Genomic DNA, 23,212 nt, shown 5'->3' with positions numbered 1-23,212 from the left:
AACTAACTAATAACTCATGAATCCTCAAACAGTTGTTGTCTCTCCTAAATGGTTATTTGAACATCTTAACGATTCCCAAGTTGTAATTGTCGATTGTCGCTTTTCTCTCGCTGATTCGCAACTGGGACAAAAGCAATATCAAACAAGCCATATAACAGGATCTTACTATTTAGATTTAAATCAAGATTTATCGAGTCCGGTGGGAGAACATGGGGGAAGACATCCTTTACCTAATATCAGTGATTTAGCTGATAAATTAGCAAAAATTGGGGTTAATTACCAAAAGACTTTGGTAGTTGCCTATGATGATTCTCGCTTGGCGTTTGCGTCTCGTTTATGGTGGTTATTACGGTATTTGGGACATGAGCAAGTAGCCGTTTTAGATGGGGGTTTCGCTGGTTGGCAAAAAGCTGGCTATCCTGTCTCAGATGTGATTCCAGCATCTCAAACAGGTAAATTTGTACCGCAACCACAAGCATACAAAGTTGTAGATTATACTTATCTTAAAAATCGCAAAGATCGTCCAGATGTAGTTTTGGTAGATGCAAGAGAGAGCGATCGCTATCGCGGAGAACGAGAACCCATTGATAAAATTGCCGGTCATATTCCCGGTGCAGTAAACTATCCCTGGCAAGAAGTCACCGACGCAAATGGCTGTTTACTTCCCCAGTCAGAACAGCGTCAAAGGTGGAAACAGCTAGAAACGGCTAAAGAAATTTTAGTCTATTGTGGTTCTGGTGTAACAGCTTGTGTGAATTTACTTTCTTTGGAAATAGCTGGAATTCCCACAGGTAAACTCTACGCGGGGAGTTGGAGTGATTGGATTAGTCATTAGTCATTAGTCATTGGTGATAAATTTTAAGCTCAAAAATTACGTTGACTTAGTTAGCCTATCGGAGGGACTATTACAAATTACAAATTACAAATTATTTAGAATCTTCCTAATTCAAAACCGTAATTGATACTAAAAAACCAACTGGAAAAATCAATATTGGGGGTTGTAGAACCACCAAAGTTAACACCACCTTGCAAATTCAAACTACTTGCGTCAGATACGCGATAATTTAAATGTCCAAATAAACGATGAAATTGGTCTTCTCTCTCTCGCTGAGTAAAGTTTGATAAGCTATATTGGTAGTTCAGACCAACTTGTAAAGGTTTTTTCAAGTAATAGCTTAAAGAAAGCCATAAAGAATTTACTAAACGACTTCGCCTGTCTGGATCAGAAAAGTTTACACTCAATTCATAAAGGCCATCTAATGTCAACTTATCTGTGAGTGTCTCCCGTCTTCCCAAAGATAGCTGTACAGAGTTTTCATTTAAAAACCTATCTCCAGATGTGAAGAAATCACTATTATTAGAATAGAATAACTGTTGATTACTCAAATTAAATTCCGCATACATTTCCCGCGATATTTCTTGATAAAGACCCAGATTGAATCTTACCTGATGATAGTTGAATTGTGATTGATCTAGATAACGAATTAAACTGCCACTAATTGAGCCGTTTAAATAAGTATTAGCTCCTATGGGAAAATACGCTGAAGCTAGTGTCAGTCCGGAAAAAATTAAACCATCCTTTATTTGATCTTCATTAGTAGAAAAAATATTACTTGTCTGGAAATATCCAACATTACCTCTTAAATAACCTATGGGTTGAAATTGATCTGCGGGTTTATCTGGCTGTGGAGGTGGTATTTCTTCTAGAGGTCTTGGCCTCACCCTTAATATTAATTCCTGTTCTTCATTTGCTTCCCCAGAAGACGGTTGTTGCTCTTCTAGAGACTGGGAAAGTGTCTGTGTATTCCCCATATCATCTATTAGAGGTGGATCTAACAGTTGCGTTGCTAATTCAGGAGATAATTGAGGAACATTATCAGTTTGATTGTTTGGTTGGACTGAGTTAAGTGACTGTTGAGTATTCTCTGATTCTTCCCTTTGCGCTTGCTTGATTTCAGCCGTTAGTGATTCTATATATGAATGTTTATCTAAGTAAATAATTGGTAACTCACTTGTTTGCTGAAATCTTGTCTCTGTTTGGGCAGATAAAGCTCTATTTATACCCATGTAACACCATTGTCCAGCACTAGAAGCTAACAAAATTGCCAAAAACAAATTTTTTTCTAATTTGGGTTGCATCTTAATATGGTATTAATCGTATTTAGCAAATATTTAGATATTCGGTTGATCCAAATTATCTACTTAACAAGCTCTTGGTGCAGGATATAAATCGTCAGATTCTTAATTTTTTGGTGGCTTCAATTTTGTATATAGCCATGCTGTTTTTTTGGTACTTGACTTAAATTTAACTAATTTTTAAGTAAATTTAGCTAACTGGGTTTATCTTAAGTAATCTTGCTATAAATATTATCAGATGTTTAGACATATTATATAAAAATTAACCAAGTTATTACTAGTTAAGTCTGGAAAGATTCCCAATTATGTTTACTAAATTTTTACCGCAGTTGGTGCTGGGGTTATGGGTAGTTACAGTCTTACCTTTTGCACATCTAGCTAAAGCTATCACTCCTCTGACACAAGCAGAGATTCAGCAACTCCGTAATTTGGTGCAGCTGATCCCTAAAAATAATTCTCCGACCCGTCCTGCACGGAAATTAGATACCATAACTCCTGGTGATGGTATATCTACGGGTCGAGCGTCTCTAGCTGATTTACGCTTTAATGATGGTTCTGTAGCTAGGGTTGGGGAACAAGCGGTATTTCAATTTTTACCCCAAACACGAGACTTTACACTAACTAACGGCACTGTCTTACTACTCATTCCACCTGGAAGAGGACAAACACGTATTAAGACACCAAATGCAGCAGCAGCAATTCGCGGTTCAGCATTATTTGTTCGCTATAACAAGGAATCCGATACGACGATTATTGGTGCGTTAACAAATAGCGGTATTGAAGTTGCGAACAAGGAAGCTTCGCAAAATATTGTTCTGCAAGCAGGACAATTAATGGTTGTATTCCAAGGTGAATTTCAAGGATTATACGATTTTGACCTCAGAGATTTTTATGAAAAGAGTGATTTAGTGCGCGGATTCGATTTGAATAGGCAAAATTCTACACCTATACCAGATCCCGCATTAGCTAGTGTTCAAGCTGAAACTACGGCAGCTTTAGCGGCACAAAAACCAATTACAGGTCAGGGATTAATTGATAATCCATCTTTTTTACATAAAAATTTTAATGCTCGTAATTCATCTGGTAATAATGGTGTTGGGCGTGATCAACGGTTAAATAACAATAATGGTGTTGGGCGTGATCAACGAAATAACCGTCCTTCGAGAAGCAATGTAGAAAGAGACTCTATTAGAAACAATCCTGGTGGTTTCAAAGATACTTTTATCCAAACAGGAGAGGTTCTCAAGGAGAATGGTCAGGGCAATGGTCAGGGCAATGGTCAAGGCAATGGTCAAGGCAATGGTCAAGGCAATGGTCAAGGCAATGGTCAAGGTAATGGTCAGGGCAATGGTCAAGGCAATGGTCAAGGCAATGGCAATGGCAATGGTCAAGGCAATGGTCAGGGCAATGGCAATGGTGAAGGTCAGGGCAATGGCAATGGTGAAGGTCAGGGTAATGGTCAGGGCAATGGTCAGGGCAATGGTCAAGGCAATGGCAATGGTCAAGGTCAAGGCAATGGTCAGGGCAATGGCAATAATTAGTAATGTAATATTAGGTCGGGGAAATCAATTTGAATTCATTCATCTATCTTCACGGCTTTGCTTCTAGTCCTAAATCAACAAAAGCCCAAGATATAAGCGATCGCTTTTCCCAAATTCACATCAAGCTGAAAATTCCCGATTTAAATGCCGGCGATTTTTCTCATCTGACAATTACCCGTCAGATAAATCAAGTCGCTGCTGAATTTCCTGAAGATGATTCCGTACCTGTAACTCTGATTGGTTCTAGTTTGGGTGGTTTGACATCTGCTCATTTAGGGGAAAATTTCCCACAGGTAAAACGCCTGGTTTTATTAGCACCAGCTTTTGGGTTTTTATCCCATTGGTTGCCCAAGTTAGGAGATGAAGCGCTGCAACGTTGGCAACAAGAACAATATCTCTTAGTACATCACTATGGAGAGGAGCGATCGCTACCCCTAAGTTATAATTTCCTCACCGATGCTGCCCAATACCAAGAAAAAAATTTCCAACGTCCCATTCCCACCTTAATCCTGCATGGTAAACAAGATGATGTGATTCCGATTACCTCTAGTCGTGAATTTGCCAGTTCCCGTCCTTGGGTAGAATTAATAGAACTTGATAGCGATCATGCTTTGGGCAATGTTCCAGACGAAATTTGGCAAGCCATTTGCTCATTCTGTCGCTGGGAAATTAAGAATTAGGTACTGGGAATTTTGGGAGATGGGATAATTACCAATTACCCATTACCCATTACCAATTACCCATCACCAATTACCATTACCAATTATGCTGCCATTTATTCGTTCAGATTTAGCCCAATTTACCGCTTATAAACCCCACCCTAGCAGTACTACAGCCGAACCCGTTGCGACTCTCTTTGATCGGCTGGATACTAATGAAAGTCCCTATGATTTGCCAGTGGAAATAAAAGAAAAGTTGGCGTGGCATTTTGGGCAAGTCATTGAAAGCAATCGTTATCCTGATGGTGGACATGAAACGCTCAAAGATGCGATCGCACAATATGTGAATGAGTCAGCTAATCTTTCATCCTCTTTTGTGACTGCTGCTAATATTTCCGTCGGTAATGGTTCAGATGAACTCATCCGTTCTTTACTGATTGCCACCTGTTTAGGCGGTGAAGGTTCTATTTTAGTGGCTAACCCCACTTTTTCCATGTACGCGATTTTGGCGCAAACCTTGGGCATTCCTGTGGTAACGGTGGGTAGAGATGAAACTAATTTTGCAATGGACTTAAAAGCGGCAAAATCTGCCCTGGAAGCCACACAAAAACCTCCTATTCGGGTAGTTTTTGTTGTTCATCCCAATTCCCCAACCGCCAATTGCTTAACTGCGGCAGAGTTAAACTGGTTAAGAAGTTTACCAGAAGAAATTTTGGTAGTTATTGATGAAGCTTATTTTGAATTTAGCCAAACTACTTTAGTTAGGGAATTAGCACAGCGTCCTAATTGGGTAGTGCTGCGAACATTTTCCAAAGCTTTCCGATTAGCAGCAATGCGGGTAGGCTATTGTGTAGGTAATCCAGATGCGATCGCTATTTTAGAAAAAGTTCGTCTCCCCTACAATCTCCCCAGTTTTTCCATCGCTTCCGCCCTAGTAGCTTTACAAAATCGCCAACTGTTACTCGCATCAATTTCCCAAACCCTAAATGAACGCAGCAAACTCATCACAGCTTTATCCTCACACCCAGCATTAGCAATTACAGCCAGCGATACCAACTTTATTTACCTGCGTCTCCAACCAAATTCTTCTCCCCCAGCAGACACCACTTTAAAAAATCTCAACCAAACACTTAGGAACCAAGGAACTCTTGTGCGCCTACTTCCTGGTGGCTTGCGAATCACTGTAGGCACACCCGCCGAAAATACCCGTACCCTCAACCGACTACAAACTGCTTTGGCCAATCTGGAATATTACTAACTAGGGTTTACTGATAGAGCGTGCCGTTAGGCATATAAATCTAAAACTTAGATATACTCAAAACGGCTAAAACCTGGACTTTTTTATAATATAAAGAACAAGTTCAAAGCCTCTCCCCGCTTGCGGGGAGAGGTTTGGAGAGGGGTTCCATATTTGGTTAAAGTATGAACCGTTTGCAGTATATATCCAGAATTTGAAGGTTAAAAAGGTGAATTAGATGCAAGGAATAAGCGTTGAAACTACCAAAAACCCAGATTCAAGACTATTCTTCTCTTCTTCTAATTCTTCCTCCTGACTCCTGACTCCTGACTCCTGACTCCTGACTCCTAGCCCTAACTATTCGTGATGATTAACATAGTCATCTAAATCACCGCCCAAACGTCTCACGATTGCTACCGTTTGCGGCAGCACACCCACTAACCGAGCAAAAGCCAAATCCGGCAGATCAGCAACTACTTCAGCAGGGAAATACTGTTCAAATTGATCGAGAATTTTCTGTACTCTCTGACTAGAAACAGAGTTTTCTGTAATTTGTTTGATCAAACGAATCCATTGTCGCCTAATCAAGTAAGCTTTCTGTCGATCTTCATGAGATTCGGCATCTAATAACGATAGATTGCCTATAGGTAGTACAAATTGACAATCACTATCATAATCGCCCCCTACCACTGCTCCTGGCCCAGCAAACTCTGCATGATAGCGTTTAAATATTATTAACCCATTCCGCTTACGACTATTAACAATAAATACTTTTCCACTATGCAGAGACGCAAGAATATTAGATCCATGCGATGCTTGCTGCGAACATCGCCATCTCTCAGTTCCATCTCGCATAACAAACTTGTCCAGGAAACTAGTTTCAGGGCAATATGTTGATAGCATCACAGTTTGATAGCGTCGGCGTTGTTCGCTATCCATGTTTTCTCAAACTTTTGATAAAGGTAGTAGGATTCTGCACTTCTAGACTTCCATGAACTAGCTGTTTAATTAAATTAAGATTCTGATTCTGTGTGTATGTTCAAAAATTTTTTGGTAATGCCTAAGTGGATTATTTAATGAATAAATTGGTATTGTTCAAAATTATATACCCATATAATGGAATCTAACTGAATTTGTCTCTAACAGCAGGAGACTTTTTTAAAGTTTTTATAAAGATTAAATTGGCAATGCAAAGTTAGTATGAGGATTTCCAGAAATATTAATCTATGAGACCACTGTTTTGTGAGCCTTTCCTTGTTATCAATTTTCTGCCATAAATCTCTGACACTATGATCATCATGATCATGTTGATTTACGTATCTATTAAATTTATACAAAAATTAGTCGAATATACTTAGCTTGCGAAACCAAGCTAATTTGGATTTATACAGATAGAATGCGGATAACGTAAAAAACAAGTTCTATTCCGCTCCTGCTTATATTCGTGTAGCGTTTTGTTGAGAAGTATTGCTGATAAGGCGTTTATGCAAAAAAATCTGCCGCGAGGAGTTGAGGAAAAAGGTATTCCAATGAGATTCAACCTTATGTACCCGATATCCCAGCTTAAAATAAAGTTGCCTGGCTTGATAGTTATTTTCCAAAACATGGAGATATAAATCTTGAAATCCCCAATCTTGGCAGACTTGTTCACAGCTAATCAGTAAACTGGAAGCCAAACCATATCTACGGTATTTGGGATCAACAGCTAAATTAGATAAGTAGGGAAAAGATTTGTGAACATTTGCCCAGGAATCGCTGAAGCGTATACCCAGTTCTACCGTTCCCAGTATTTGATTAGTGCCACTAATACTACTGTCAACAGCCACCAAACAAACGTGATGAGGTGTCATTGAAGCTAAACGATATCTTAAGTCTTCATAAATTCCCAACCGAAATAATGGAAAAGCCCATCCCCATAAACCTTTTTGGGAGTGGAAACTTTCAGAAATTATTTGGGCAATACCAGGCAAATCAGCGGATGTAGCCGCACGAATTTGGAGTTGCCAGGAATTGGCAATGGGAGCATCTGTAACTGACTTTTGGTAGTGTGGGTGAAAAAACCAGGATTTCAAAACGAGTTTAGGATTAATTTGATTAAACGATAATTATCTTAATTATGCTCTTTTGTTTTGCTCAATCGGGTTCAAGACCCTCGTTAAATATATGATGATTTAACGGTTTACAATGACTGGGGGATCTGAATGCCTCTGTAATTGAATCACCTGCCACCTGCCGTCTTTCAGCTATGGGTGGTAGAAAAACAAAGTGTCACTGGAGAAACTAATGTCTCTAAGGATGCTTACTCTATGGGAAGCTTACATCTCTAGACTAAACCTACAGGGTTTTCAGCCTGCATTTTTATAAGAGATGAGTGGTATCTTTAGTAAACAACTAGTTGACAGTGATTAGGCTAGTGTGAATACTTACTCTCATAGTTGAGAAACTACTATTAGCGTAAAATCAGGTTCTCGGCATCTTCGGTTCTCAATTTACCTAACTCTAGCAGCTGTCTGAGTGCTAAGTTGGAAACAAGTACTTGTTTAATAGTATACTTTAACTTTAAATATGACTATTGTAATATTTATGGCTATATGATGACTATCATAAATAAAATTGACTGCCAAGTGTTAGTGCAACTGCTGGAATGGGAAGACTTAATATACCGGGCTTTATGGTGGTTTTTTATCCAGATGGAAGCGCCTTATGCAGTCCAAGGAGGTTATAAAAGGAGATGAGGAAAGATTCTCTCAGAGAAGACTAACATGATGAATCAAAAATGACGCTGGAATCAACTGTATTTTACCTTTTTAACCAGTTAATACCAGCTATTTACAATTATTGTGAATAAACACTCTTATACTTAGTAGTCATGTGGCCTAACAGTTTTTTGGTCGAAATGCTCGAACCTTACCTGACTCAGAAATATCTTGACCTGATCAGACTATTCTTTATCCGACTGCCGTTGCAGCAGGAAAGCGGTGCATGACATCACAAGCAAACAGTAAGCCGAAAATTTTAGTTGTCGATGATGAACCAGACAACCTTGACTTGCTTTACCGCAGTTTCTATCGCGAGTATCAGGTACTGAGGGCTAACTCTGGGCCTGCAGCGCTGGAACTGCTGGCACAAGAAGGTGACGTATCCGTGATCATCTCAGATCAACGGATGCCAATGATGAGCGGTACAGAATTTTTAAGTCTGACAGCAACTCAATACCCAGATATTATCCGAATTATTTTAACTGGCTACACTGATGTCGAAGATTTGGTGGAAGCCATTAACTCTGGCAAAGTATTTAAATATGTTACTAAACCTTGGGAAGCTGAAGAACTTAAAGCAGTTGTACGCCAAGCTTTGGACACACATAATGTCCTGAAAGCCAGAACCCGTGAACTCACTCGCACACTTCGTAGAGAATCGCTACTTAATACTGTTACTAATACAATTCGTAGCGCTCTAGACTATCGGCAAATTTTACAAACCATTGTTGATACGGTGGGACATATGTTAGAGGTGGATGTTTGCCTCTTACGTCCCTTCCAAGATCAGCAGTTGGCAGATGAAGGATTTACTTACCAAAAATCTGCTCAACCGCCAGCCCAAGATCATGGAGAGAGTGATTCTTCTTTACTTCAACACCAACCTGACAGAAAGTTACCAAATGAGCATCTAAACCCTATTATCCCCTTACCTCTATTAGTTCAGACAGTATGGGAAACTAGTGAAGTACAGGTAATTTACGATGTGCTTAATGATGAGCGCATCCAAGGAAATGCAGAACGCGCTGCGGCTTTTAGAGATGCTAATATTTGTTCTAGCTTAGTTGTGCCGCTGATTTGTCAACAAGAAGTTAGAGCCATATTAGCTCTACATCAGTGTTCCCAATCCCGGAATTGGGGAGATGAAGAGGTGCAACTGGTGTCAATTGTGGCTGATCAAGCTGCCTTGGCTTTATCTCAGGCTTATGCTTATGAGGAAGTAGAAGCTTTAGCAAAGAGAGAAGCTTTGATTAATACAATTACTAGAGAGATTCGTTCTAGTTTAGACCCACAAGATATCTTTTCAGCAATAACCCAACGATTGGGACAAGCTTTACAAGTGGATGGGTGTGTTCTGTCTTTATGGACAGAGGAAGATGAATTTGTGCAATGTGTGGGTTTGTATGACAGTTCTCAAAATTTAGAAAATCATCAGGAGAATCATCTCAATAGTAAGCATCGCTCTTTAACTCCACAATTACCGATTTCCCAAGCCCCTATTCGCAAGAATCCGATTCTGCAAGAGATATTACAGACACAAGAACCAGTGGTAATTACTGACATTACCCATTCTTCATCAGATGTCCAGGCTTTTGATTTACCTTTAAAAATGCGACCGCGATCGCTAATGGTTGTGCCTCTATTGATTGAGGGTAAATGCATTGGTAGTATTACTCTGAGGGAAGGAAATAAAGTTCGTAAATGGTTGACATCAGAAATTGAACTATCTAAATCAGTAGCAGCCCAAGCTGCGATCGCAGTACAGCAATCACGGTTGTACCAAAAAACTCGTGACCAAGCTGAACGCTTAATAGAACTAGATAGACAAAAAACCGAATTTTTCCAAAATATCTCCCATGAATTTCGGACTCCTATCACCTTGATTCAAGGTCCGCTAGAGTCGGCAGTGGAAAATAATGAAGGTTTATCCTATGCTCAAAGTGCGATCGCACTCCGCAATTCTCGCCGTCTCCTGCGCTTGGTAAATCAACTACTAGATTTACAACGTCTAGATGCTGGCAGAATGCAGCCTACTTTCCGCCCTTGCAATATGGTCGAATTCATCACCCAAATTGTGGAATCATTTCGACTCTACTGCGAGAAAAAAGGGCTGCAAGTCCTCACCGATTTACTAGAATGTCCGACAGTCTACTTAGATATGGAAAAATTTGACAAAGTAGTTTACAACCTGCTGTCAAATGCCATGAAATTTACACCTGATGGAGGTATCATCACCGTCAGATTATACAATGAGGGCGATAGCTGCATACTCCAAATCCAAGACACAGGAATTGGTATTCTTTCCGAACAAATTCCCCACCTATTCGAGCGATTCCGTCAAGCTGAAGGCTCTGAAAACCGCACCTATGAAGGAAGTGGATTAGGTTTATCCTTAGTTAAAGAACTAGTGGAACTACACGGTGGCCAAGTCACAGTACAATCAGTTTATGGGCAAGGTACTCAATTTAGCTTAAGACTGTTGACTGGTTCAGAACACTTACCCCCAGAACAAGTAATAGAAGCACCAGCTGAACTAAATAATAACCGTGCCAGTGTAGAATTGGCAGACTTAGAACAGGTAGAGTCAGTCAGAGATAACCCAGAACTGATTACCAAAAATCTATCACCCAGGTTAGAAACTCCAGACTCTAACAGACAAATTCAAGCCCACAATAATGAGCAATCAATCTTAGTCGTAGATGACAACCGAGATATGCGGTTCTATGTAGCCGACATCCTCAGTCACAGTGGCTATCAAGTACTTACCGCTCGCAACGGCTACGAAGGGTTTAGTTCAGCACAAGAGAATCAGCCTAACTTAATCATCACTGACTTAATGATGCCCTTAGTGACTGGACTAGAAATGATTCAAATGATCCGCAATGAAGAGCAGATGCGAGGTACACCCATAGTTTTGCTGACAGCAAAGGTTAATGAAGAAACTCGCATTGAAGGCACAGAATATGGTGCGGATGCCTATTTAGCTAAACCATTCAATGACCGGGAACTTCTGGCATCAGTGAAGAATCTTTTAGCCCTGAAGGAAAATGAAAAACGGGTGTTGGAATTAAACACCTACCTCACAGAATCTGTTCTCAAACGCTTTTTGCCATCTGCACTAGTAAAAAAAGCTGCCGCTGGAACTTTATCTCTAGATTTGCGACCCGAACCCCGCTTGGTTACAGTATTGTTTAGTGACATTGTTGGTTTCACTCAACTCTCCAATACCCTCAGATCCCGAAAAGTAGCAGAGGTGCTGAATGAATATTTAGAAATCATGACCAAAGTTGTTTTTAAGAATGGTGGCACTGTAGATAAATTTATGGGAGATGCTATCTTAGCCTTGTATGGAGCGCCAGAAGACCTAACACCTAATGAACAGGTACGTCGGGCTATAAACACAGCCAGAGAAATGCAACAAGCTCTGATTCATTTAAATAATCGTTGGCTAGAACAAGGTATCTTCGAGACTGACGGTAGGAATGGAGTACAATTTCGCTGTGGCATCCACCAAGGTACAGCAGTTGTGGGAATGTTTGGAAGCGCTGAACGTGCAGACTATACAGCAATTGGACCAAGTGTGAATATTGCTGCTAGATTGCAAGCTGCCGCTGTTCCTGGGAACATCCTTGTTTCTGCCGCCGTCGCAGATTATTTACAGGAAGAAGAAATCACTAAAGGTAGTCCATTGGAACTTAAAGGTATAGATGAAACAGTTCTCACATTTGTAGTGACACCAGAACCATAGATTTTCATCTGGATTATGTTAGAGACTTCCAACTAAAAAAATATTCCGTCGTTGTGACAGCAGGGGGCAGGGGGCAGGGGGAAGAAAAGTCGCTTTGATTTGGTGAAATTGGATAGCGAGGCGCTGCTGCAAGCAGTACATCTTTTTTGTGGATTTCTCTTATCAACCATTGCATGAAAAAAAGTAAGCGCAATGCTGAAAGCAATGTGTCTAGCAGCTGTTTGACACACACGTATCTGAAGAATAAATTGCTCTTGGGAATCGCCGTCTTTTTAGAATGGAAACGTCAAATCCAGTTTTAAGTTAACTATGATACCATCAGTTACAGATAAATCTCCAATTTCTACGACAAGCTGGAGGAGACATACTGATCCACCTTTGTTGTGGATTGTTTTATTTATAAGTTCAGTTTCGCTACACCTGTTAATTTTTTGGTTGTTACGTTCATCTAATGAATTTAAACCTTGGAGTCCCCAATCTAGTCAAGCTGAAATTCCGGTTGATTTGATAGATATTTCGCCTCAAGTACAATCAACCACTAAACCTGATTCAACACCTAAAACAGTTACATCAAAATTTTCTTCCTTACCTCAAAAGTCTGTCACAGCATCTTTACCAAAAATCGCGCCAACTACCCCTAATAATCCCGATGATGGTGTTATAAATCCTGATTTTAATCTCCCGCAGCAAGGTGAGAGCAAAAATACTGAAGTTAATAATCAATCAGTTCCGCAACCAGTAAATCCTACAGTTACGCCTACACCGAATCCCACAGCACAAGTCACCCCTACAGCTACACCCACTGAGACAATTCCATCACCGAGTCCTACAACACAAGCCATACCTACACCTACACCTAGCGAGACAATTCCATTAAATGACCTTCCCTGGAATCGCCGTCAAGAAGTTAAACTCGGTCAGGGAACTCTATTACCAAACGATTTTCCCTCAGATTCACCAACTCCAACTCCAGAAGATTCCTCAACTCCCACTCCAGAAGATTCACCAATTCCAACTCCAGAAACTTCACCAACTCCCACTCCAGAAGATTCACCAACTCCAACTCCAGAAACTTCACCAACTCCAACTCCAGAAACTTCACCAATTCCGACTCCAGAAACTTCACCAATTCCAAAAGCAGGAATCGCTATCGCTTACTTTGTTCCTATAATGAAAGATGAAGTTATTCAATTAAGACAACAACAACGAATAAGTCGTGATGTTTTACCTGATGTTCTGGCAGCATACCAAGGTAGTCGCAACAAAGAATTGGAAATCAGTCTTTCACCTGGTGATTCTGGACTGAAGCCAGCAAATATACTAGCTAGTTTAATCATTGATGATAATGGCAACTTTCAGGGAGCGAGAGTCATCGAAATTGAACCAACGACACTCAACAGTGAAAAAAGCACCTATGAGCAAGCACTTAACGATCTCTTTCAGCAAGAAAGCTTTCTCTCCGCACATAACCTAGATGGTTCAAAACCAGGTTTGAGTAATTTATATATGCGGATCAAGATTGAGCCGACAGATTCCCCATAAATGACTTGCAATTTTAGAAAAGCTATGCTAGAGTTATTTAGCTGGAGATATGCGGGTGTAGTTTAGTGGTAAAACTTTAGCCTTCCAAGCTAATAATGCGGGTTCGATTCCCGCCACCCGCTTTGTCAAAATTAGAACTTAAAAACAGCACTGATCTTCGGATTTGTTGAGAAGTAAGTTTTTGCAATAAAAAATATCACTGTCACGATTCCCAGTGATAGATGGATACAAGTAGTTCTGCACAATTAATAATCACTCAAAGTAATTGTGCCAGAACTGTAATAAATATTTAACCAAATCTACCGCTAATGTAAGCTTTAGTATCTTCTTGTTGTGGGTTATTGAAAATTAATTCTGTGGTTTCATATTCGACTAAATAGCCGGTGCGACCACCTTTATCGGAAGTTTTAACATTAAAGAAGGCTGTTTTATCAGCAACTCGTGCTGCTTGCTGCATATTGTGAGTAACGATCACAATTGTGTAATGTTCTTTAAGTTCATGAATTAGTTCTTCAACCCGCAAAGTAGAAATGGGGTCAAGAGCCGAACAAGGTTCATCCATGAGTATAACTTCTGGTTGAACTGCGATCGCTCTAGCAATACATAAACGTTGTTGTTGTCCACCTGATAGAGATAAACCACTTTGTTTAAGTTTATCTTTGACTTCATCCCACAAAGCAGCTTGTCGCAAACTGCGTTCTACCAATTCATTGAGATCACCTTTGTAGCCGTTGATTTTAGCTCCAAAAGTAATATTGTCAAAAATTGATTTGGGAAAAGGATTTGGTCTTTGAAAGACCATGCCAATGCGACGACGTACTTCGACCGGATCTATCTCTGGTGCATACAAATTCTTATCACCAAAATAAACCTTACCTTCTGCTCGAAACGATTCAATGAGATCGTTAAGACGGTTATAGCAGCGGAGTAATGTACTCTTACCACAACCAGAAGGACCAATAAAAGCTGTCGCCTTATTTTTGGGGATATCTATCCAAACATTTTGTACAGCCAGAAAGTTACCGTAATAAATATTCAGGTCTTCTGTACGTAAAACCGAGTCAGTTCCATTCATCGTACTAGTGTTAGTAGCCATAAATAGTTTAGGGATAATTTTGAAGGATGATTTTGCATCCTAATTGATGGATTGATGGAATTTTGTTAGGCTTTTTGCCTGGTAGCCCAGCGAGCAATGATGCTTGTAATCAGAACCATCAAAACCAAGATTAGTGAAGCAGCCCAAGCTAATGACTGCCAATTTGGAAATGGTGAAATTGCGAAGTTATAGACTAAAACAGCCAGAGAAGCTGTTGGTTGCAATAAACCGCTTGGCCAAAAGGAAGAAAACAGCGCCGTAAATAGTAATGGTGCTGTTTCTCCAGATGCTCTAGCTATAGATAAAGTAGAACCAGTTACAATTGCCGGTAAAGCTGCTGGTAAAACTACTTGTATAACTGTTTGAAACTTAGTTGCTCCTAATCCTACGGATGCTTGTCGTAAATCTTGGGATACTAACTGTAAAGCTTCATCTGTGGTGCGAACAATAATTGGTAACATCAAAATTGCTAACGCAAAACCACCACCAAGAGCAGAATAAGATCCTAAGTTCAGTTTTACTAATGTCAAAACTACAATTCCGTAGGCAAATACGCCGGCAATAATTGAAGGAACTCCACTCAATACGTTTGTCGCAAAACGTATCCATTTAGCCAAATTACCAGAGCTAAATTCTGTTAAATAAATTGCTGCTAATATCCCAAAGGGTATGCTAATTATAGCACCAATGCCTACCATCATTAGTGTTCCTAAAATGGCGTTACCAAATCCTCCCTCTTCTCCAAAAGGTGCTGGTGGTAGTTGGGTAAATACATTGAGGCTTAAACTACTAAATCCTTTAATTACTACATAAGAGAGTACAGCCAATAGAGGTAACAGCGCCAATGCTCCACAAACAAATGCCACTACGGTCATCACCGTATTAAACAATGTTCGGGTAGACGAAGGGGAGCGAATTAGGCTCCTTTCGGGAAAACTCGAAGTCATAATTTCACCTACAACTAAAGCCGCTGAACCCGGACAACAATAAACTCTGCCAGAATATTCACTACTAGTGTCAAGACAAAGAGAACTAAAGCTGCATACATTAAAGCTGCAACTTGCAAACCACTAGCTTCAGAAAATTGATTCGCTAATAGAGACGAAATCGTGTTCGATGGTGCTAACAAAGAAATACTAATGTTGTTAGAATTACCAATCAACATTGTCACAGCCATTGTTTCACCCATAGCCCGACCAAGTGCTAACATGACAGCACTGACAATGCCAGAGAAGGCAGCCGGAACTAAAACTTGCACTATTGTTTCCCAACGAGTTGCACCAAGTCCAATTGCGGCTTGACGTAAACTAGGGGGAAGGGAAATTAAGGCATCGCGGGAGATAGCAGTGATAATTGGCAATGTCATAATTGCTAATATCATTGCTGCTGGTAACATCCCTGGCCCTGTGGGTGGGGTGCTAAAAAGTGGTATCCAGCCCAGATAGGTGTGTAACCATTTGCCTACGTTAGTGATAATGGGAATGAGGACAAAAATGCCCCAGACTCCGTAAACAACGCTGGGAATAGCTGCTAGTAGTTCTACTAAAAAAACTAGTACTAGACGCACCTGAGACGGTAAAAAATTCTCACTTAATAAAATAGCCGTACCAACACCGATGGGAATAGCTATTAGTAGTCCAATTAAGGAACTGATGATAGTTCCATAAACTGCGGGTAAAACCCCATATTCATTATTAACAGGGTTCCAACTGCTCTTAAATAAGAAACCGACACCGAATTCTTGAATAGCAGGCCAAGCTTCAATAGCGACTTGTGCAGCAATCCATAGTAGAGTAGCTGCGATCGCTAGGGCAAAAATCTTTGTCAACCAAACAAAACCCCGATCTAGAGATTTATCTATCTCTGAGCGTTGTTTCATTGCTAATGGGAGATTCTGAGAGTTGGTAGTCATGAATACCGACTGTAAAAATAAAATCAGAAAGAATGTGAGCGGGAACCATACTTGCAACAATTCGTAACTAAGATTTGATCTGGTTTTCCAGATCGGAGTCTGTCTCCAAATTGTCGAGAATGTAGGACTACTGCAAATTACTGTTTCTAATCAGGGTTCCCAACTGACTAATCAATTAAATTGGTATTTGAGGCTAAAACGGTAGAGTGATACTACTTACTTGCACTGGTAGAACCACCAACAGCAATTTTGTAGTCAGGGCTGATTTGATCAGCAACAGCAGCCACTTTAGCAATCACATTGGCAGGGAGAGGAACATAGCCCAATTTTCCAGCCAGCTTTTGACCATCAGTTAATGCATATTCAATGGTTGCTTCCATTGCTTTGGCTTTAGCTGCATCAGTATATTTCTTGTAAGCAAGAAGCCATGTATACGTCACAATGGGATAGGATTCTGCACCCTCTGGGTCAGAAATAAAAGCACGGAGATTTTCTGGAAGGGCTACAGCTCCCAGGGTTTTAGAAGCTGAATCTTCGCTGGCTACAATAAATTGGCCACTCTTATTTTCCAAAGCCGCAAACTTTAGTCCACTTTGTTTAGCGTAACCATATTCTATGTAACCAATTGATCCTTGAGTTTGATTGATTTGGGCGGTAACACCTTCATTACCTTTACCACCTACACCCACAGGCCATTTTACACTTTTACCTTCGCCGACTTTGGTTTTCCATTCTGGGCTAATGGCACTTAAATGCTTGGTAAATACACCTGTAGTTCCACTACCATCAGCACGATAAATAACGGCGATTGGTTGTTTTGGCAGCTTGGCATCAGGGTTAGCTTTAGCGATCGCTGGATCATCCCATGACTTAATTTTACCTAGGAGGATATCAGTATAAACTGTTCGTGGTAATTTAAGTTCAGCCACATCTGGTAGATTGTACGCTAGGACAATACTTCCAGCAGTCACAGGTAACAACATCACACCCTTATCCTGGGGGATTTTGGCGATTTCTTCATCTTTCATTGCCACATCACTAGCACCAAAATCTACCGTACCTGCGGTAAATTGCTCAACACCAGCACCGCTACCCACAGATTGATAATTAACTTTTAAATTCGGATATTTTTTGTTTAAATCAGCAAACCAGGTTTGATAAAGTGGTGCAGGGAAAGATGCACCAGCGCCAGTCAGGGTAACTTCTCCACCAAGATCCAGTTTTGCTGGACTAGAAGCAGTAGTGTTTTGAGTAGTCCCCGAATTTTCAGTGTTAGCTGCATTATCTGGAGTTGAATCTCCGCCACAAGCCGCTAGACCTAATGTCAGTGCTAATACGGTTATTGAAGCTGTAAAACAATTATTTTTTACTGGAATTAGACGCAATAGCATAAGTGTCAAAATTTCGTAAATTGCCGGATGAGCGCCTCTAAGATACCTCTAAATGTTTCGCCTCAAGGTAAACAAAAGGTAAACAAAAGGTTAATAAGTTAATAAGTCTTTGTTTTCGTAAATGAATAATGAAGATTTACCTGATTAATATGTGACATATATTATACTGGTTTAATGTAAATTTTTCGTGATAATTACTGGTAATTCTTCGGCAATATTTATTTTTTTAATCAAGTTACGTTAAATATATCTAAATTACTTGCAAAACGTGATAGGTTTATGCTTTTAAGCAGTTAGGATATTTAAAACCTAGATTAGTGTAAGGATTCAGGATATTTGATAGCGCAGGAAACAAGAAACGGTCAGAGGGAAAAATTTTCTTCTTCCTTTTTCCTTCTTTGTTCTTCCTGACTCCTGAATTCTTACAGATTAGTAACGTTCGCTTATACTGATAGCTGTTAGTTTTTTCTTTGGCCTTTTTCCCTGTTGCCTGATAAATGTTTGCTGCTTCCAATCAATTACTTTGGTCCATGATTGGCTTACTCCTGACAATGGGTGGCACGTTCCTAGAAGCCTATGGTACTACCTTTCCTTGGAGTTGGAGTCAGCAAGGAATCAAAACTTTTTCATTAGGTGTTAGCTATCAAATTGGCGCAGTGCTGTTGGTAGGTTGTTTAGGAGGCAAAAATGCTGGTGCGCTTTCGCAAATTGCTTATTTAGTCATGGGATTAACCTTATTGCCTGTATTTGCCGAAGGAGGCGGTATCGGTTATGTGAAGCTATCTCAATTTGGCTATCTACTGGGCTTTATTCCAGGTGCTTGGATTTGTGGTTATTTTGCCTTTAAAGCTAGACCTCGTTTAGAAACACTGGCTTTTAGTTGCTTGTGTGGATTATTAACAGTACACATCTGCGGTATTGCTTATTTGATGATCAGCTATCTTTTTCCGGGCAGAGGTGCAGAAAATTTACCTTTAATACAAGCGATTCTAAAATATTCCTGGTTTTCACTACCAGGACAATTAGTTGTAGTTTGTGCCGTCACTATAGTAGCTTATGTGCTAAGACATATAATGTTTTATTAGTCACTAGTACAGCACGGCGTAAATAAACCAACCATTCTAAATCTCTGAAAAACTTACGCTGTATTCGTTTTGACTTTTGACTTTTGACTTCACGGTGGTACTAGTGGTCTGTCAAATGACCAATAACTAATGACTAATGACTAATGACTAATGACTAATGACTAATGACCAATAACTAATGACTAATGACTAATGACTAATGACTAATTCACCATGCGTTTAAAAAATCGCCTCTTTTGGATTTCTGCCTTGTTCGCTTTTTCTCTAGACCAACTGACAAAATACTGGGTAGTGAAAACCTTTGCTTTAGGACAAACACTACCATTAATTCCAGGGATCTTTCACTTCACTTATGTCACAAACACTGGTGCAGCCTTTAGTCTGTTAAGTGGAAGAGTAGAGTGGTTGCGCTGGCTATCCTTAGGAGTAAGTTTAGTATTGATTGCGATCGCATCGCTAGGCCCAGTCTTAACTCTTTGGGAGCAATTAGGTTATGGTTTAATTTTAGGTGGAGCTATGGGTAATGGTATTGATAGATTTTTCTTAGGCTACGTAGTTGATTTTCTCGACTTTCGCCTCATTAACTTTGCTGTATTTAATATGGCAGATTCTTTTATTAGTATTGGTATTGTTTGTTTGTTAATTGCCTCATTGCCACAAACATCAACTTCTCAGCGGAGATGAACCTAACAGGAACTAATCTCAAATCAAACATCCTCAAGTTGATTAAACTTTCTTACAAATTTCATATCCCACTTCTGACTCAATAATTTAAATCTCTATCGCTAATCCCATTGCATTTTTGACATTCAAAAATCCGTTGATTTAGTGATAGAGATTATTTTTTAATACAAGTGTTTTAACAATCCCTTAGTTGAACAAATTAACGTAGCGAAACTTGTTCATTAAGGAGTGCGAATATCAGATGCGGGTACTTGCTTAGAGACACCTTCTGTTTGTTCAGTAGTGCTACCTGAATTACCAAATTCAAGTGCAGAAGGGCTTTCTGGTGCAGGAGTTGATTGACTAGAATTATTAGACTCTGGGGAAGTTGGTGTTTCTGGTACTATATTTGTATCAGGATTGACGTTGTTTTCTCCAGGACTAGTTTCTACTGCTGGAACAAAAGAAGGAACATTCGCATTAAGCGGTATACCACCTGGACAACGGGAATTCAGAGGGAAATATTCACAGAGAATTTTCATCCCTTCTGGTGACATTTTAATTTCCGTTGGCGAACTAATAGATGAGTTACTTGATTCGGTGAACAGGGATTTACTGGATTCAGCCATAGCAACATTGCTGGTAAATGCCAAAGTTATGGCTGTACCAATTAAGGTCAGAGATTTTCCCTTCATTCTGAAATTAACCTCAAGGTCAACGGAACACTTCGCTAATTAAATCAGACAATTTATTGGACAAAATCTGTCTAAATGAAGATGTAAAATATGGGGTAATGTGGTAGTCATCTTGAGTAGAGGTAATATTTAAAACTTTTGTTAATTTCATGGTAGTTTTTATCAATACAAAAATAAATATAGTAGTTGAATGTATGCAAATAGCTTTTTCAGATAAAATAAGCATTTGATTGGAGTAGCAAGAATATATATATATTTAGACTAGTGCAAAAAATCACCAGTTAATTTTGTCAGTCATGAATAAGTTTGTATAATAAGTTACATAAAAATTCAGTACAAACAATTTATTTTTGGCTTGTGAGTAAAATGGTGTCAGACTAGCATTAAAATTGCGATCCCTACAATTTTGTCTTCACTATATAGATGTGATGTGATATAGCCGATGAGTTCCCCGCAACCTCCTCAAAAGCCACAAACTTTACTTGGTCAACTGACTCAAGCAGTAAATACCATTCAAGCTAGGGTTGATTTTTCCAAACTGGCGCTCAAGCCTAATGCCAAAGTACCGGAACTCTGGGTGCAGGATGCGGGAGCGGATAAAGCGGAAATATACCCCCTTTTGGGCGATCGCTATATTCTCGGTCGTAGCTCCAAATCCTCCGATATCGTTGTCCGCAATCCAGTAGTTAGTCAAATTCACCTGTCCCTGTCCCGCGATTCCAGTCAAAGAACCCCAACTTTCACCATCAAAGACGAAAATTCCACCAATGGCATTTATATTGGTAAGCGACGAGTCACTTCTCTCGAACTGCGTCATGGTGATGTTTTTACGTTGGGTCCACCAGAACTTGCTGCCTCTGTCCGATTGCAATACGTCTATCCTCCAGCCTGGTATATCAAAGCAGCGACCTGGGGTCTTTATGGTGTTGGCAGTGTCAGCGCCTTATTGGCGCTAGGAATTGGTGTTGAATGGACTCAATTCACCGTCAGACCCCTACCAACAGCTACTCAAGCCCCTGTAATTGTTTATGCTCGTGATGGCTCTACCCCACTCCGAGAGCCTCGGAATATTGCTCACGTAGACCTGAAAAAGTTGTCAGAGTTTGGCCCTTATTTACCTGCCGCTGTCGTCGCTTCTGAAGATAGTCGTTATTATTGGCACTTTGGGGTTGACCCTTTAGGAATTTTGCGAGCCGTACTTATCAATAGCCGCACAGGTGATGTCCAACAAGGAGCTAGTACTGTTACCCAGCAAACTGCCCGTAGTTTATTCCGCGATTATGTAGGTAGACAAGATTCCTTAGGACGTAAAGTGCGGGAAGCAATTGTCTCACTTAAACTAGAAACCTTTTACAGTAAAGATGAAATCTTACTTACTTACTTAAATCGGGTATTTTTAGGTGCAGATACTTCCGGCTTTGAAGATGCGGCTAAATATTACTTTGAGAAGTCAGCTAAAGAATTAACTCTCTCAGAAGCAGCAACGCTGGTAGGTATCTTACCTGCTCCCAACGCCTTCGATTTTTGTGGAGATGGACCAAAGAAACTAGGAGCAGCTGATTATCGCAATCGTGTGATTAAACGAATGCTGGAAATGGGCAAAATTAGCCCTGAAGAAGCCAATCGCGCCAGACGATCTACCGTCCAAGTTAGTCCCAAAGTCTGCGAAAGGCAAGCTCAGACAATTGCTCCTTACTTTTATAATTACGTTTTTCAAGAACTGGAATCAATTTTAGGGGAAGGAGCCGCAAGAGAGGGCAACTATATCATCGAAACCCAGTTAGATCCAGCCATTCAAGCCCAGGCAGAATCAGCGCTACGAAATTCAGTTAGTAACGCAGGTTCAAGTTTTCGGTTTTCACAAGGTGGGATGGTAACTCTAGACTCTAGAAGTGGCAGTATTTTGGCAATGGTAGGGGGAGTTGATTACAGAACAAGTCAGTTTAATCGTGCTACTCAAGCTCAAAGACAACCTGGTTCCACTTTCAAGATTTTTGCTTACACTGCTGCAATTGAACAAGGAATATCATCATCAAGAAGTTATTCTTGCGCTCCTTTAACTTGGCAAGGTTTTACCTACAGACCATGCCGGTCTGGTGCTGGTGGTAGTTTAGATATAGCCACCGGTTTGGCTCTCTCTGAAAACCCCATTGCGTTAAGAGTTGCCAGAGAAGTTGGATTAAATAAAGTAGTGGATATGGCCAAGCGTCTAGGGGTAAAATCGTCACTTGATCCAGTTCCTGGTTTAGTTCTAGGTCAAAGTGTCGTCAATGTTTTAGAAATGACTGGAGCTTTTGGTGCTATTAGCAATCGTGGTGTGTGGAATCCTCCTCATGCTATCAGCAGGATTTTAGACAGCAGCGATTGTGAAGATCGTCAGGATTTAAAAACCTGTCGTGTTATCTATTCCTTCGACCAAGATCCAGATGGCAACAGGCGAGTCCTGAAGCCAGGAGTTGCTGATGAGATGGTGAGATTAATGCGTGGTGTCATCACTAGAGGTACTGGTCGCAGTGCTTCCCTAGGACTGGGTGAAGGGGGTAAAACCGGTACAACTGATAAAAACGTGGACTTATGGTTTATTGGTTTTATTCCCAGTCGGCAACTTGTAACTGGTATTTGGTTAGGTAATGACAATAATTCCCCCACATCTGGTAGCAGCGCTCAAGCCGCTCAGTTATGGGGAAATTATATGGGGAGAATTACTAAATAAATTGGTGATTGGTGATTAGAGAGAGTTTTTCTAGT

The 23,212-nt window shown here is 40.2% G+C and carries 17 protein-coding genes and 1 tRNA gene; 10 read left to right on the top strand and 8 right to left on the bottom strand.

Features of this window, described 5'->3' with window-relative positions:
• Positions 1–16 precede the first annotated feature (16 nt).
• Positions 17–835 carry a sulfurtransferase gene (locus VB713_RS19330; protein WP_323313135.1) on the top strand — a complete coding sequence of 273 codons (819 nt, stop codon included), beginning with the start codon at positions 17–19 and terminating at the stop codon, positions 833–835.
• Between the two features lie 95 nt (positions 836–930).
• Here VB713_RS19330 and VB713_RS19325 read toward each other — a convergent pair whose 3' ends face one another.
• Positions 931–2,139 (bottom strand): hypothetical protein, encoded by a 1,209-nt coding sequence (locus VB713_RS19325; protein ID WP_323313134.1) that lies wholly within the window; start codon positions 2,137–2,139, stop codon positions 931–933.
• Positions 2,140–2,441: 302 nt separating this feature from the next.
• On the opposite strand from VB713_RS19325, the gene VB713_RS19320 reads away from it, so the two are divergent.
• The 3 genes from VB713_RS19320 (at position 2,442) to VB713_RS19310 (ending at position 5,594) form a co-directional block, all read left to right on the top strand.
• Positions 2,442–3,677, top strand: coding sequence for a FecR family protein (locus VB713_RS19320; RefSeq protein ID WP_323313133.1), 1,236 nt, complete (start codon positions 2,442–2,444; stop codon positions 3,675–3,677).
• A gap of 29 nt (positions 3,678–3,706) precedes the next feature.
• Positions 3,707–4,357 carry a YqiA/YcfP family alpha/beta fold hydrolase gene (locus tag VB713_RS19315; protein WP_323313132.1) on the top strand — a complete coding sequence of 217 codons (651 nt, stop codon included), beginning with the start codon at positions 3,707–3,709 and terminating at the stop codon, positions 4,355–4,357.
• An 85-nt stretch (positions 4,358–4,442) separates the two neighbouring features.
• Complete coding sequence (locus VB713_RS19310; RefSeq protein ID WP_323313131.1) at positions 4,443–5,594, top strand: histidinol-phosphate transaminase; 1,152 nt, start codon at positions 4,443–4,445, stop codon at positions 5,592–5,594.
• A gap of 336 nt (positions 5,595–5,930) precedes the next feature.
• On the opposite strand, the gene VB713_RS19305 is transcribed toward VB713_RS19310, so the two are convergent.
• Positions 5,931–6,512: a hypothetical protein gene (locus tag VB713_RS19305; protein ID WP_323313130.1), complete on the bottom strand. Its 582-nt coding sequence runs from the start codon at positions 6,510–6,512 to the stop codon at positions 5,931–5,933.
• 497 nt (positions 6,513–7,009) lie between these two features.
• A complete protein-coding gene (locus VB713_RS19300) occupies positions 7,010–7,645 on the bottom strand; it encodes an N-acetyltransferase (RefSeq protein ID WP_323313129.1) in 636 nt (211 codons plus the stop codon).
• Positions 7,646–8,555: 910 nt separating this feature from the next.
• Here VB713_RS19300 and VB713_RS19295 point away from each other — a divergent pair.
• From VB713_RS19295 to VB713_RS19285, 3 genes are all read left to right on the top strand, one after another.
• The gene (locus VB713_RS19295) at positions 8,556–12,080 is read left to right on the top strand and encodes a response regulator (protein ID WP_323313128.1); all 3,525 of its coding nucleotides are present in this window, start codon (positions 8,556–8,558) and stop codon (positions 12,078–12,080) included.
• Positions 12,081–12,389: 309 nt separating this feature from the next.
• Positions 12,390–13,622, top strand: coding sequence for a hypothetical protein (locus tag VB713_RS19290; protein ID WP_323313127.1), 1,233 nt, complete (start codon positions 12,390–12,392; stop codon positions 13,620–13,622).
• Positions 13,623–13,673: 51 nt separating this feature from the next.
• Positions 13,674–13,744, top strand: a tRNA-Gly gene (locus VB713_RS19285).
• 167 nt (positions 13,745–13,911) lie between these two features.
• Here VB713_RS19285 and pstB read toward each other — a convergent pair.
• The 4 genes from pstB to pstS all read right to left on the bottom strand — a co-directional run bounded on the left by pstB (position 13,912) and on the right by pstS (position 18,021).
• Positions 13,912–14,718 (bottom strand): phosphate ABC transporter ATP-binding protein PstB, encoded by an 807-nt coding sequence (gene pstB, locus VB713_RS19280; RefSeq protein WP_323313126.1) that lies wholly within the window; start codon positions 14,716–14,718, stop codon positions 13,912–13,914.
• A 65-nt stretch (positions 14,719–14,783) separates the two neighbouring features.
• A complete protein-coding gene (gene pstA / locus VB713_RS19275) occupies positions 14,784–15,665 on the bottom strand; it encodes a phosphate ABC transporter permease PstA (RefSeq protein ID WP_323313125.1) in 882 nt (293 codons plus the stop codon).
• A gap of 14 nt (positions 15,666–15,679) precedes the next feature.
• A complete protein-coding gene (pstC, locus tag VB713_RS19270; protein ID WP_323313124.1) occupies positions 15,680–16,630 on the bottom strand; it encodes a phosphate ABC transporter permease subunit PstC in 951 nt (316 codons plus the stop codon).
• A gap of 212 nt (positions 16,631–16,842) precedes the next feature.
• On the bottom strand, positions 16,843–18,021 hold the full coding sequence (pstS, locus tag VB713_RS19265) for a phosphate ABC transporter substrate-binding protein PstS (protein WP_323313123.1): 1,179 nt from the start codon (positions 18,019–18,021) through the stop codon (positions 16,843–16,845).
• Positions 18,022–18,518: 497 nt separating this feature from the next.
• Here pstS and VB713_RS19260 point away from each other — a divergent pair, with 497 nt between their 5' ends.
• Together VB713_RS19260 and lspA are read left to right on the top strand one after the other, a co-directional pair.
• Positions 18,519–19,106: a biotin transporter BioY gene (locus tag VB713_RS19260; RefSeq protein WP_323313122.1), complete on the top strand. Its 588-nt coding sequence runs from the start codon at positions 18,519–18,521 to the stop codon at positions 19,104–19,106.
• A 213-nt stretch (positions 19,107–19,319) separates the two neighbouring features.
• Positions 19,320–19,790 (top strand): signal peptidase II, encoded by a 471-nt coding sequence (gene lspA / locus VB713_RS19255; RefSeq protein WP_323313121.1) that lies wholly within the window; start codon positions 19,320–19,322, stop codon positions 19,788–19,790.
• Between the two features lie 221 nt (positions 19,791–20,011).
• On the opposite strand, the gene VB713_RS19250 is transcribed toward lspA, so the two are convergent.
• The gene (locus tag VB713_RS19250) at positions 20,012–20,464 is read right to left on the bottom strand and encodes a hypothetical protein (protein WP_323313120.1); all 453 of its coding nucleotides are present in this window, start codon (positions 20,462–20,464) and stop codon (positions 20,012–20,014) included.
• 442 nt (positions 20,465–20,906) lie between these two features.
• Between VB713_RS19250 and VB713_RS19245 the strand changes: the two genes are divergently transcribed.
• Complete coding sequence (locus tag VB713_RS19245) at positions 20,907–23,177, top strand: transglycosylase domain-containing protein (protein ID WP_323313119.1); 2,271 nt, start codon at positions 20,907–20,909, stop codon at positions 23,175–23,177.
• Positions 23,178–23,212: the final 35 nt, after the last annotated feature.

Source organism: Anabaena cylindrica UHCC 0172, assembly GCF_034931625.1.
Lineage (GTDB): Bacteria > Cyanobacteriota > Cyanobacteriia > Cyanobacteriales > Nostocaceae > Anabaena > Anabaena cylindrica_A.
The sequence above is the reverse complement of the archived record's forward strand: the minus strand, read 5'-3'. Positions and strand labels throughout refer to the sequence as shown.